9 protein-coding genes and 1 tRNA gene are annotated in these 13916 nt (G+C 40.7%); 7 read left to right on the forward strand and 3 right to left on the reverse strand.

All coding sequences use genetic code 11. The annotated features are described in order from the left end of the window. Positions 1 to 877: 877 nt before the first annotated feature. The gene (locus tag BO222_RS13090) at positions 878 to 2245 is read right to left on the reverse strand and encodes a class II fumarate hydratase (RefSeq protein ID WP_075821151.1); all 1368 of its coding nucleotides are present in this window, start codon (positions 2243 to 2245) and stop codon (positions 878 to 880) included. Positions 2246 to 2847: 602 nt separating this feature from the next. On the opposite strand from BO222_RS13090, the gene pulA reads away from it, so the two are divergent. Together pulA and BO222_RS13100 are read left to right on the forward strand one after the other, a co-directional pair. Continuing rightward, complete coding sequence (gene pulA, locus BO222_RS13095) at positions 2848 to 4956, forward strand: type I pullulanase (protein ID WP_075821152.1); 2109 nt, start codon at positions 2848 to 2850, stop codon at positions 4954 to 4956. Between the two features lie 544 nt (positions 4957 to 5500). Beyond that, a complete protein-coding gene (locus BO222_RS13100; protein ID WP_075821153.1) occupies positions 5501 to 7018 on the forward strand; it encodes an IMP dehydrogenase in 1518 nt (505 codons plus the stop codon). Between the two features lie 308 nt (positions 7019 to 7326). On the opposite strand, the gene BO222_RS13105 is transcribed toward BO222_RS13100, so the two are convergent. Next, positions 7327 to 7413, reverse strand: a tRNA-Leu gene (locus tag BO222_RS13105). 368 nt (positions 7414 to 7781) lie between these two features. On the opposite strand from BO222_RS13105, the gene BO222_RS13110 reads away from it, so the two are divergent. The 5 genes from BO222_RS13110 (at position 7782) to BO222_RS13135 (ending at position 13259) form a co-directional block, all read left to right on the forward strand. Continuing rightward, entirely contained in the window at positions 7782 to 8093 is a 312-nt protein-coding gene (locus BO222_RS13110; protein WP_075821158.1) for a helix-turn-helix domain-containing protein, read from the forward strand. Positions 8094 to 8249: 156 nt separating this feature from the next. Then, positions 8250 to 9728 carry a tRNA 2-thiouridine(34) synthase MnmA gene (gene mnmA / locus BO222_RS13395; RefSeq protein WP_083647832.1) on the forward strand — a complete coding sequence of 493 codons (1479 nt, stop codon included), beginning with the start codon at positions 8250 to 8252 and terminating at the stop codon, positions 9726 to 9728. Between the two features lie 11 nt (positions 9729 to 9739). After that, positions 9740 to 12091, forward strand: coding sequence for an SF1B family DNA helicase RecD2 (gene recD2 / locus BO222_RS13125; RefSeq protein WP_075821154.1), 2352 nt, complete (start codon positions 9740 to 9742; stop codon positions 12089 to 12091). A 202-nt stretch (positions 12092 to 12293) separates the two neighbouring features. Further along, the gene (locus BO222_RS13130) at positions 12294 to 12644 is read left to right on the forward strand and encodes a hypothetical protein (RefSeq protein WP_143357055.1); all 351 of its coding nucleotides are present in this window, start codon (positions 12294 to 12296) and stop codon (positions 12642 to 12644) included. 15 nt (positions 12645 to 12659) lie between these two features. Then, positions 12660 to 13259 (forward strand): transposase, encoded by a 600-nt coding sequence (locus BO222_RS13135; RefSeq protein ID WP_075821156.1) that lies wholly within the window; start codon positions 12660 to 12662, stop codon positions 13257 to 13259. Between the two features lie 421 nt (positions 13260 to 13680). Here BO222_RS13135 and BO222_RS14215 read toward each other — a convergent pair. Beyond that, positions 13681 to 13916: hypothetical protein (locus BO222_RS14215; protein ID WP_456300905.1), on the reverse strand; the 236-nt coding region annotated here is incomplete at its 5' end.

Genomic DNA, 13916 nt, shown 5'->3' on the forward strand with positions numbered 1-13916 from the left:
GAATGCCTGTGGACTGCCATGCAAACACTGGAAAAACAGTGGGCGGGAAGCCTCAGAAAAGAGAAGAAACAGGAATCTGTCTGGAGCAGACCCGTGATAACAGGTTCAAGCCGGACAGGAAAGATATTTGTAACTATTGAGAGGAATATTAGATAGTTGTAGATATTTAGTAGCGGCGTGAATGGATGACAGAAGTCCTGCTAATCCATGCCAGAACATAGCTAAAAATGGAAATCACGTCCACAAACCAGTGCAGAACCAATCAGATGATTCAATTCAAAAATCGTCTGAGAGATCAATACCATCAAAGAGCATTTTCTTGGGCGATCGAATTCTTTTCCCAAAAAGTATTACTCAAAAAGCAAGACTTAGAAAAGCCGAACATAAAAAAAGAAAAGACCTAAAAAACTGCAATCTCAATGACAGGATTAATAAGATCGATATGGTCTGCAGGTACAACAGAATCAACAGAATCGACCAGGCAAGAAAGAACCAGACTGCACTAAATCAAGTACGGTTAACCAGCTTTGTCCAATTTTGATTTTTTCTGGTTTTAGACATCGATTCCAATGCAGTCCGCATTAAAAATACCGTACAGGCGAGTTTATTCCTGATTGGAAACAAACTTGTCTATACGGTATTTGTTTAACTCGAAATGTGTCTCAGAGACGGTTTTGATGCGATTGAGTAGGTCATGAGATGATTCTTCTGATGATTTTTCTGATTTTTCTGATTCTTATGATTTGGTAAATGGATCTCAAAGATTGGATACTCTCTTTGATTCGATCACAAAAATCCGAACAAAAGTGCAGGCACCTCTTTATGCTCTATCGATATATCTTTAGAATCACTGTTCTTCAGGTGATTTAAAAAAGTTTCAGACCATCTTTTCAGCACGGACATGTTTTTCGAATTGCTCTTCAGTCAGCAATCCTAAAGTCAGTATCGCTTCTTTTAAGGAAAGGTTATTTTCATAAGCATAACGGGCTGCTTTTCCAGCATTTTCGTATCCAATGACTGGATTTAAGCAGGTCACCAGCATTAATGAATTGTTGAGATTCTGCTGCATCTTCTCTTCGATGGCCTTTAAGCCATTTAAGGTATGGATCGTAAATGAATGCAGCGCATCGGCTAGCAAGGTAATGCTCTGAGACAGATTATAAGCGATCAAAGGCATAAAGACATTGAGCTCAAAGTTGCCCTGGCTGGCGGCTATACCGATTGTTGTATCATTTCCCATCACCTGAACACACACCATCGTTAAGGCTTCACATTGAGTCGGGTTGACTTTACCAGGCATGATGGAACTGCCGGGCTCATTAGCCGGGATTTCAATTTCACCAATTCCGCAGCGTGGACCACTGGCCAGCCAGCGAACATCGTTGGCCATTTTCATGGCATTGGCAGCGAGTCCTTTGAGAATCCCTGAGATTAGTACACAGGCATCTTTGGAGGTAAGGGCATGGAAAAAGTTTGGATCGCTTGAAAAGTGAATTCCAGTCGCCTGATCTAAAATTTTGCAGACCCGAACTCCAAAGTCTTTGGGCGCATTGAGCCCACTGCCAACGGCTGTAGCCCCAATAGCCAGTTCATGAATAAAGGGCAAATTCTGATTGAGCTGGCGCAGCGAATGTTCCATCATGCTTCTCCAGCCGGAAATTTCATCTGAAAAATAAAGAGGTGTTGCATCCTGTAAATGAGTTCGGCCAATTTTAATCAGACCTTTGTTTTCTTCTTCGAGCCGTTTCAATTCTTCAATGATCTCTTCGAGAGCTGGAATCAGCTCATTCTTCAGCTGAAGGGAAGCCATAATGTGCAAAGCGGCTGGGAAGGTGTCGTTGCTTGATTGGGAAGCATTGACGATATCGTTTGGGTGCAGCAAAGACTTACCGGCATTCTGATTTCCAATAAAGGTGATGACTTCATTAAAGTTCATATTGGTTTGCGTTCCGCTGCCCGTCTGCCAGACGGCTAAAGGAAACTGATCCCGATAATTACCGGAAAGGATTTCGCGGCAGACTTTTACGATCGCTTCTTTTTGCGCTTTTGAAATTTTCCCTTCCTGTTCATTGGCTGCTGCACAGGCGAGTTTAAGCAGGGCAAAAGCATCCAGTAAAGCAGGAGGCATTTTTTCAGTTCCAATTTTAAAATTTTCAAGGGAGCGTTGAGTCTGCGACATCCAGCAGGCCGAAGCGGGAACTTTAACTTCTCCTAAAACGTCATGTTCAATACGATAATTTTCCATATGGTTTTCCTTTCTTTATTGTTTCATTCTGTCTGAAAAAATAACGTTTTTAAAAATAAAATTCACATTTATCTTTTTCGGGTAAAAAAAACAATTATTTACTGATAAACAGTAATGTTTAAGGGAGTAATGACATCGAAGTCAAACTATTCCTCTTTTTACATCATCTGTAAATGAAGATTCGTTTATATTCTTATTCAATCCAATGAAATCAGCTATGAAAAGCTGCCTGATGATCTTAAAAAATTCTTTACATGGCTGATCGCATCAGCTCTTAGCCAAAAGAGGCAGGAATCAAAAAAACAGAATCAATTTGTGTAAATAAACAGTTTTTTTGAAAAAAATATGAACATTCTCTTTCCTCTTTGAGATTATGAAATTGGTCATCCAAACCGTTTGTACTAAAGATTGAATGCCCTTCAAATTTGTCGAATAAGTCAACATTTTGAACCGAATTATACGAACTTCAAAAAGAAAGCAAGGTTTTGACATTCAATCATTACAATATGAAAAGCTGCTGTTCTGTGCGGCTAAGGCGAACATCCTTAAATGAGTTGTTCACATATAATGTTAGAATTTTTCGATTGAAGGAGTTTTTATTTATGCGAATGCATGATGCGCTTGAATGCTATATCGATAACTTTAATAAAGTCAACGTATATATTTCCAAGAATTTTTATGGCGGGCTTTCCCGCATTTTCCACCTGAAGGATTCCAGGGATAATATCATTCCACTTTCGATTAAAAAGAAAGAGGAACTCTCTAATCAGTATATCCATTATGAACTCAGTGTAGACTCTCCGCTTGAAATTGGTGAAGAATATATGCTTTTTGATGAGCATTGCCAGTCAGTGCCAGCTCAGTATTCTCATATCGTTAAAACTGAGCAATTCGATGAAGAGTTTGCCTATGACAAAGACGATCTCGGAATTACATATACTCCTAAGAAAACAACATTCCGTCTTTGGGCACCAACCGCCTTTGAAATCAATCTGGTATTAAGACCGGAGGGAGCAGATGGACCAAAAGAGATTCTGCCGATGAAAAGAATGGAACGCGGACTCTGGGAAGTCAGCGTAAACCGTGACCTTTTACATGTTCCATACACCTTTACTGTCAGAGTCAATGGAGTGATCAATGAAACCGTCGATCCATATAACCCATTTTTAGGAATTAATGGAACGGTATCTGTTGTCGATGATCTTTCTCTGGTTAAACTGCCTGAAAAGATCAAAATGCCTGAAATGAATGGAAATACCGATGCCATTATTTATGAGGCCAGTGTTCGTGACATGACCAGCCAGACCGGAACTGGAATCACTCATCCAAGACAGTTTTTAGGTTTTGTGGAAGAAAATAAAACCACAAAGGAGCGCCGTACCGGTTTTTCCTATATTAAGGAACTGGCCCCAACCCATGTGCAGCTTCTTCCTGTCTTCTTCTTTGGAAGTGTCGATGAAGCTTATCCGAATATCTTCTATAACTGGGGCTATGATCCAATGCATTATCGTGCCCTCGAAGGAAGCTATTCTTCTGATCCAGCCGATGCAAGAACCAGAATTGAAGAATTTTCGAAACTGGTTCATTCACTGCATGAAGCCGGAATCCGCGTCAACCTGGACCTTGTCTTTAACCATGTCTATAACAAAGGCCGTTTCGCCCTTGAAAATCTGGTGCCAAACTATTATTTCCTGATGTCTGAAAATGGCGATTTCTCCAATGGTTCCTTCTGCGGAAATGACATTGATACCAGACCGAAGATGAGCCGCAAGTATTTTGTCGATACGACCAATCAGATCATTGATACCTATGATGTCGATGGGTTCCGTTTTGACTTAATGGGAATTATCGATATCGATACCATGAACGAAATTACAAAAGAAGCCCGTAAACGCAAAAAGGATTTCATGATTTATGGAGAAGGATGGAATATGCCAAGCTTCGTACCGGAAAACCTGCGCGCTTCTCAGAATAACCAGGCCAAAATGCCTGAAGTTGGACACTTCTCTGATCGCTTCCGTGAAGTCATCCGCGGCAATAACAACGATCTGTCTAAGAAAGGGTATGCCAGCGGCAACACCGATGAATTAGAAAACGCTAGACAGGTCATGCTCGGAAGTGTTCTTGAAGGCCGCTTTACAAGTCCTGAAAAAGCAGTGAACTATGTTGAATGTCATGATAACCACACCCTATGGGATAAAAACCGTCAGGCCTGCAAGGGAGAAAGCTCTGAAATTCGTGACAAGAGACAGATCCTGACCAATGCAATGGTCTTAATGGCTCAGGGTATTCCATTTATTCATGCGGGTCAGGAATTTGGACGCACCAAGCAGAACCTTGGAAACACCTATAATCGTTCGGATAGTTATAACCGCATGGATTACTTTAGAAGAAACAAACATGAAGCCATTGTCGATGCGACCAAGAAGCTGATTGAAATTCGCAAGAATCATCCCGCTTTGCGTTTGCTGACCAAAGAAGAAATCGAAAATAATGTCAGCACCGAAAACATGGCATCCTCTGTTCTTGTTTATCGGGCTCACAAAGATGACGACTCCCTCGTATGCTTCTTTAACCCAACAGACCGATTCTATGATTACAACCTCAATCAGAATGGAAAAATCCTCTTTGATTCAGGTAAAAGCAATCCGGAAGAAACCAATTCTGTTGTCATTGCTCCATATTCAGCAATTATCGTTGAACTTCACTAAACAAATTGCTTCAACTGAAAACTCTGAAGCAGAGTGAAATAATCTGGAATAAACTGAAATAAATTGAAAAAAACTGAAGCAAGCTGGAATAAACTGAAATAAATTGAAATTAACTGTATATACCGAATAAAACAGAGAAAATTAAACGATCACGGTTTAACCATCTGGTTTTGAATTTTCTATACGTTTTCTAAACGATTCATTTCATATTTTCGATCCTGACCAGGGAATTCGAAACAAACAAAGGACCGGAGAACATTCCGGTCTTTTGTCTATCACTTTTATGTTTCATAATTATGTTTTTCATCTTTCATGATTTAGCAATCAGTTAAGGACAGATCGACTGAGAATTGAACAGATAGACAGAGATTTGATGAAAACAAGTCATTTAAGGCCAATTAAAAAGCCTGATTTACATTGTGTTTTCTGAAAACGAATTACATCCTCATAAATCAGAATTTCTCACAAATTAGCGTTCATTTTTGCTTGTGTTTCATAATGGTTGACGTAAAATAGGTGCAATATTCAAGGAGGACCCAATTCAATGGCGATTTTTTTCAAAGAACCTTCAAGAACTTTTTCTGAGTATCTGCTTGTTCCAGGTTACACCGGACCAAACGACACCCCCGATAAAGTGAGTCTGAGAACTCCATTAGTCAAATTCAAAAAGGGTGAAGAACCGGCTTTAAGCCTGAACATCCCATTAACTTCTGCAGTCATGCAGGCTGTTTCCGGGCCGGATCTGGCCGTAGCTCTGGCTAAGGAAGGCGGAATTTCCTTTATTTTTGGATCGCAGTCAATCGCAAGTCAGGCGGCTATGATTCGTGAAGTCAAATCCACCAAAGCTGGATTTGTCGGCAGCGATGCCAATATTGCAGCCGATGCGACTTTAAGAGAAGTCATCAAACTGCGTCAGAAAACCGGTCATTCAACCATGGCGGTTACTGATAATGGACAAAAGGATGGCAAACTGCTTGGAATTATTACCAGCCGCGATTTCAGAGAAACCCGCGTGGATCTGGACAATTCCAAAGTGGCTGATTACATGACTCCATTTGAAAACCTGGTGGTTGGCAAGGACGGAATCACGCTATCTGAAGCCAATGACATCATCTGGGATCATAAGCTCAACCAGCTGCCAATTGTGGATGATGAGCAGCATCTTGTCGCTTTTGTATTCCGTAAGGATTATGAGCAGCACAAGGAACATCCATATGAAGTGCTTGATGACAAGAAACGCTTTCTGGTGGGTGCAGGAATCAACTCCCGCGACTATAAGGAACGTGTTCCAGCACTAGTAGAAGCTGGAGCGGATATCTTTGTCATTGACTCTTCTGAAGGCTATTCCGTCTGGCAAAAAGAAACCATTGAATGGATCCGCAACAAATATGGTGACACCGTAAAAATTGGTGCCGGAAACGTCGTTGATGGTGATGGATTCCGTTATCTGGCTGAAGCTGGTGCCGACTTTGTCAAGATCGGTATTGGCGGAGGTTCCATCTGCATTACCCGTGAACAAAAGGGAATAGGACGCGGCCAGGCTACCGCCACCATTGAAGTGGCCAAAGCCCGTGATGAATACTATAAGAATACTGGAGTCTATGTTCCAATCTGTTCAGATGGCGGAATCGTTCAGGACTATCACATTACATTGGCTCTTGCTTTTGGTGCAGACTTTGTTATGCTTGGACGCTACTTTGCCCGCTTTAAGGAATCACCATCGAAAGTTGTTACCGTCAATGGCAACTACATGAAAGAGTACTGGGGCGAAGGAAGCGCAAGAGCCAGAAACTGGCAGCGTTATGACCTCGGCGGAGAAGAAACCGGTATGTCCTTTGTCGAAGGCGTTGACTCCTATGTTCCTTACGCTGGGGCATTAGCCGACAATGTTGGTCTGACTCTTTCAAAGATCCGTCATACGATGTCCAATTGTGGAGTAATGAGCATTGAGCAGCTTCAGAAAGAAGCCAAAGTCACTCTTGTCTCTTCTGTATCCATTACTGAAGGCGGAGCTCATGATGTTCTTGTCCGCGACAATAATGTCGATGCAACTCAAAGCTAAGGCTATCGGCTATTGATCAGTCAAAGCAAACATAAAAATGTAAATAAACATTAAAATTGCAAATTACAAATAATGAGAAAAGAGGAAATCCAGATGACCGCCAAATGGATTTCCTCTTTTTGCATGTTCTCACAGACGATAAACCAAAGAAAAATAAAGAAAAAACGACAAGGCCAGAAAGATGATTCATAACATCTTCTCAGCTTTGTCGTCTTGAAATTTATTTTATATGAGGCAATTGAGTCCCGGGTGTTTCCCACGGACATCATCACATATTGAGCCTTTATATAAAGGCGAATCGAGCAAATTGGTGCCCGAGGCCGGACTCGAACCGGCACGGTATCGCTACCGGTGGATTTTGAGTCCACTGCGTCTACCAGTTTCACCACTCGGGCAATAACGAAATAATAAAAGAATCGCTTCCTCTTGTCAAGAAGATTAAAAACAACTCAGGAAAAACAATTGCATTCTAAATTTGCGGTGGTATTCTTAGTATGAAACATTCGTTAATTGATAGAACATTCTTAGATTCATAACCGAAACATGTATTGTGGAGTTTAAATGCTTTTTAGGTGATATTTAAATATCTTTTATGCTCCTTTGTGATTATGGAAGAAGACAAACAAGAAAAATGAAAGAATACGATAAATATTAACTTAGTTATAGAATATGACAGGTAGATCCTTTAATATAGAGGTTGGGAAAACAAATCAATCAGAAGGACGCTAAATCTTCAATCACTGGTCAGGGGGTGCGATGGAAGGTGAACGAACGATCGAGCAATAAAAACAGTCAGCCTTCAAAAAAGGTTGACACATGTCTTTCGATTGAACAGGAAATCGTTAAAGCCATTCGCGAACAGAGAAATCGACTCGCCATTACTCAGAATGAACTTTCAAGAAGAACGGGTATTGATCAGGGCGATATCTCCAAGCTTGAACATGGAACCAGAAATCCATCACTGAAGCTGCTCAAGCGTTTAGCGGAAGGTCTTGAACTTGATCTGATCGTCCGGTTCGTACCGAAAGAGGAAAAGGGTAATGGGGATTCTCAACAAGAAGATGAGAAGAGCTAGGAATCCATATGAAGGAAGAATATAAAGAGAAGACAGGCAAGCATAGTTCAGAAACTGGAAGCGAGAGCTTCATTTCTCTGGTCTGTGCTTTTTTTTGTCGTCTTGTTATACTGAAGTTTGGATTTTACAGGCGTAAGCCAGAAAGGAGTCAAACGTATGAAAGTACTTGTTGGATTGAGTGGAGGAGTTGATTCTGCTGTTGCAGCCTACCTGCTAAAAGAACAGGGGTTTGATGTGACTTGTTGTTTCATGCGTAATTGGGATTCCTTTGCCAATAATGATATCAAGGGCAATCCCGAAATTTTCAACAATACCTGTCCTCAGGAAGATGATTATCAGGATGCAAAAAAAGTCGCTGAAAAACTAGGCCTTCCTTTGCTTCGGGTCGATTTCATCAAGGAATACTGGGATCAGGTCTTTACAGTCTTTTTATCGGAATACGGCAAAGGCAGAACCCCCAATCCGGATATTCTTTGCAATAAGTACATCAAGTTTGATGCGTTTTATAATTACGCCTTAAAAAATGGATTCGATCTGATCGCAACCGGTCATTATGCATCCAATGATTATAAGGAAAAGAGTCCTCAGGAAGTCAGATTGATCTTCGATCAAACAATTACGCAAACAAAAGCAGACTCTGAAAATAAAACAGAGACAACAGCCAAGCCGACTGAAAAGGAAAAATCGGTTTATATCTCCTTAAGAAGAGCGATGGATCAAAATAAGGATCAGACATATTTTTTGGCTCAGATTCCACAAAATGCGCTCTCAAGAACTCTGTTTCCGCTCGGTCATCTTTCAAAACCTGAAGTCAGAGACCTGGCCAGTCGGCTGTCTTTGGATTCAGTCAAGATCAAAAAAGACTCAACCGGAATCTGCTTTATCGGGGAAAGAAACTTCAGAGAATTTTTAAGCAATTATCTGCCGGCAAAAAAAGGTCAGATTGTCGATATCGATACCGGAGAGATTCTTGGCGAGCATGATGGCGTTCTTTATTATACGTTAGGCCAGCGAAAGGGAATGAATATCACCGCTCATCGGGGTCCCTGGTTTGTGTGTGGAAAAGACGTCGAATCCAATCTCCTGTATGTCTGCCACACAGATCATCAGGACTGGCTGTATTCCGATTCATGCGTAGTCGATCAGATCAACTGGCTGATTGATGATATTCAAAAGGTTCCTACTGATTTAACTGTTAAATTTCGTTATCGGCAAAAAGACATTCCAGTCCAGGTAACGATCGATCCAGACAATCCAACAAAAGCGATGGTTCATTATCCGCAGCTATCTTCTTCCGTGACTGCTGGTCAGGAAGCCGTTTTCTATAACGGAGAAATCTGTCTTGGCGGTGGAATCATTGAAACGATCTACCGAGATGGCCAGGATCTGACAAAGAAAATTAATGAATGCGGCATTCAGGCTTATGAAAAGGCAAAAAAGCAAAGAGAAATCCGCATGGAGAAGACCAGAAAAAATCAGAAAAACAGAGCCAGACATAAAAAGCAATTGAAAGATCAGAAAGAAAACCGAAAACAAAAAGACCAGACAGATTCAGGAAATCTAAACAAGTCAGCCAATCAGAAAGAACAAAATCCAAATTCTCTGCCGCAGCAGGAAGAAAAATCAGATGAATAGGATGATCGATTATGACTAAAGCGGAATCTTCTCATCTTAAAATCGCAAAAGAGGTTTCGGATCAGGAAAAAGAACTTTCTTTGATTAAGCAATCCTATTTACAATCCAATGCATCCCCGGAGCTTAAAAATTCAGATCACGGCAAGTCTTCAATAAATGAATCCCCACAAGACGATAATCAACCAGAATATAAGCGCGAACAGGAAGACACTGATAAAGAAAATAGCGGTCTGAGTAAATGCCAGCTCAAAAAAATTATCTTTCAGGCTCAGGACTCTGCTTTTATCATCGGCAAATTTGAGGAAACTGATTCAAAGCTTTCTTTTATTGGAAAAGGACTCGTTTGCAATGCGAAAACGGGAACCAGTTACCTTCTGAAAGGGCATCAGGAAACCCATCCAAGATATGGAACTCAGCTTGCGATTGATTATTGCGAGCCATTGAAAAAAAGTGAGAAAGATCTGATTGTCGCTTTTTTGTCTTCAAAAATCTTTCCAGGGATCGGTGCTAAAACCGCTCTTCGCATCTATGAAGAACTCGGAGATGAAGCAATCGACCTCATTGGAGAAGATCCGGATATTCTCAAAGAACGCTGCAATCTAGATCAGGACAAAGTCAACGTGATTAAAGAAGGCTATAAACAGGTTGGAGATATGTCTTCAATCTACATGGAACTGATGAAATTTGGTCTTAAGGAAACTGAAGTAGAAGCGATATTAAGACGTTATGTGGATATTCATGCCATGCTTGAAAAAGACTGTTTTGATCCATTGTATAAGATTCCTTCTTTTTCCTATGAATCGGCTTTAAAACTCGCAGATGGTATCCACCTTCCAAACAATGATCTAAGAAGGCTTTCAGCCGCTTTATATAAACAGCTTTCAACCCTGACTTTTAATACGGGTTCAACTTATGTTTTAAAAGAGCAGCTCTTTTCAGGGTATGCAATGATTCCTCAGGATGAACTCGATGCCGGACTGAATTATCTTATCGTAAAAAATTACATTGTTTCAGAAAAGGACCGGCTATATCCAGGCAAGCTGTATCGATATGAATGGACGATCGCCCGTAAACTGCGGGAGCATTCGTTTCCAATTGATGAAATCCCCGAAGAGGAAGTCAATCTGGCTATCAAAGAAGTCGAAAAAGAACTGAATATTCAATATGACGAGCATCAAAAAGACGCGATTCGAGTCTTCTTTCAATCACCCATAATGATTCTGAATGGCGGACCTGGAACAGGAAAATCAACCACCGTAAAAGGAATCCTGAATCTGATCAAAAAGTTCTATCCGGATTCACGGGTACAGTTATGTGCTCCAACCGGTAAAGCCAGTAAGCGTTTAAGCGAACTCTCGGATCGGCCATCCAGAACGATTCACTCCCTTTTGAAATGGAATAAGGAAAATAACTCTTTCGATATTCTCAAGGAAGATGCTGAAGAGCTTGAATTTGACTTTATCATTGTCGATGAGTTTTCAATGGTGGATACTTTTGTTTTCGCCGGTTTAATGCGTGCCATTCCACCTGAAACCAGAATCCTTCTGATTGGGGATGAAGATCAGCTCGAATCGGTGGGGGAAGGAAAGATCCTGACGGATCTGATTGAATCAAAGACCATTCCACTGGTTTCTTTAACTAAGCTTTACCGCTCTTCTGAAGGAGGAGGAATAGCTGAACTAGCAAAACGGATCCGGGAAAATGAAGATCCAGAATTCAAGGATGGAGTCACTTTTGTAGAGGCCGATGGCCATCAGATTATTTCTGAAGTTCGATCGATTACCTCAGATTGTGAAACGCCGGAAAGTTATCAGGTTTTAGCGCCGCAGTATAACCGAGGGGCAGGGATCAATAACATCAATAAAACGCTCCAGGATCTGCTCAATCCATTTGACGCAAACAAACCCTACATCAATTTTCGAGACAAAACGATGTTTATTGAAGGCGACCGCGTCATTCAGTTAAAAAATCTACCGGATTTTAATGTGTGGAATGGGGACATTGGAGTTATCAGCGAAATAGATTCTGCAGCCAATACAATCGTTGTTGACTTTGATGAAGGACCGGTTACTTATGAAGGACTTTCGGAAATCCATACCAACTTAAGGCATGCCTGGGCTATATCGGTTCATAAATCTCAGGGTTCTGAATATCAGGAAGTCTGTGTCATCGTCGATCCAAGTCATCAGTTCATGTTGACAAAAAAGCTGATCTACACGGCAATCAGCCGGGCAAAGAAAAAACTGACCATTGTAGGCAATAAGACAGCATTTATTCGCGGCTGCAGGACCATTTCGCGTTATGAAAGACAGACTACTTTGCAGGAGCGGCTAAAAAACGTTTTTGGCATCCGTCCGATGTGATCAAACATCAATAAACACCAATGTCATTAAGTTAAGATTTCGATTCTTTCAGTCTCGATTGGAAGAATCGATTTTTTATTTTTGCTTTTTTTAGCGAATATATTTGATGAAATAACAAGTTTATAAATTATCCAATTTTGATACTTGACAAACGTCTAACGGGCCTAATGACATAATCCGAAGGATTTCGGAGATGGTATTTATGACCCGTTCGAATTCCCAAAAATCCCCTAAAGATTACAGAGATTTATTTAATCGTACGATCGATCAGATCGGTGAAGATCCTGATCGTTCTCTTATTCAAGGCAAATCCTTTATACGCGGTCGAAAAATTGGACTTTCTTTGAATGTTCGTCTGATCGCTTCTGTGTCTTCTGCTTCGATCCGGCAGCAGACACAGACTTATTGTAAAAATCATCATATTGAATTTTCGGCCTCTGCGTTCTGTCAATCCAGACAGAAATTTGATCATTCACTCATCAAAGAGGCTGCTCTGGGTTTCACTAAACAAGTGACCTCTGTATCTTCCTTATATACGGGCGAATATAAATAGGTTCCCAAAGGATCAGTGAGCCTGAGTACGCCAGACCGTCCGGAACTGGAATTCTCCTATCGAATCATCATTGTTGAAATCGAAAGTCAGAATGAAGAAACAGGAGAAGTGGTTAAAACGATCGAATACCTGCTGATGAATCTGAGTGAAGATGAATTCAGCACTGAAGACATCAAAGAACTTTATCATCTTCGTTGGGAAATTGAAGTCTCCTTTAGAGACTTAAAAACTGTCCTGAATGCCGAGAAGGTTCATTCTCGCTCTCAGAATCTGATCGAGCAGGAAATCGATGCAGCGGTCATGGTTTTTAACCTGATCAGTGCCATTGCCAAATGTGCAAGTCCAAGACAGCCTGGTGGTAAGTATAAATACCAGACCAACCGAAAAGCACTGGCATTCATTGTTTTACAATTCCTCGAAAGGAAAGCGACCCAGAAGGAGGTGATCCAGACCATTCAGAATGAAATCCTGCCAATACGAAAGAACAGGCATTTCAAGCGAGTAAAAAGTTCCACAGCCAAAACATCGACATGGAAACAGATTGACTTACAGAGGATAATTCATAATCTTAAAGCGATAATACCGTTTGCCGCTTTTTTCAGTGCACCTTTTTGAACAATTTCAGAAATTGATACCTGCTTTTCGTACAATTTCATAATCAATAAGATGTTGAAAAACCAGGAATAGGTACCAATAAAACGAAAGGCAGCTATTCTGATATGAAAGCCCCCCTTGTCAAGGGCGCACTGAGGGCTAACAAATTTGTTTTTTAACTACATAAAGGGATTAGTGAATGTCATGCATAAATCCTGGAATGGATTCATCAGCTATTTAAACCCATCTGATATACGTGGATTTTCACAGGTTAATGGTTTCGCTGAGACCCCACCATCTAAAAACGCGGATTAACATAGAATAAACGTGGATAGTCAAACCTCTTACTTCCAGGACTTATGAATGACATTCATTTCTCTGAACTTTATTGTCAATTGTTCGTTAATTTCAGATAAAAAGACTTAGAGTGCTGCAAATTCTGTTAAAACTTGGTTGTTCCGTTGATTTGATTTGAACATTTATTTTCTATTGTGATGTTTTGGCTAAGGATTTCACCAGTGAGTGGATCACAGTGAGAACGATTCTCAATGTGATTCGTAGCCATTCCCCAGATAAAGCAAGCCATTTCTCGAGCACAAGCGGCGATCGCAGTATTACGGTTTTTTCCGTTGTTCATCATGGATTTAAAATTACTGATAAACCGTATATTTCCTTTAT

The sequence above is a fragment of the Ileibacterium valens genome (assembly GCF_001945525.1).
GTDB classification, from domain to species: domain Bacteria; phylum Bacillota_I; class Bacilli_A; order Erysipelotrichales; family Erysipelotrichaceae; genus Ileibacterium; species Ileibacterium valens.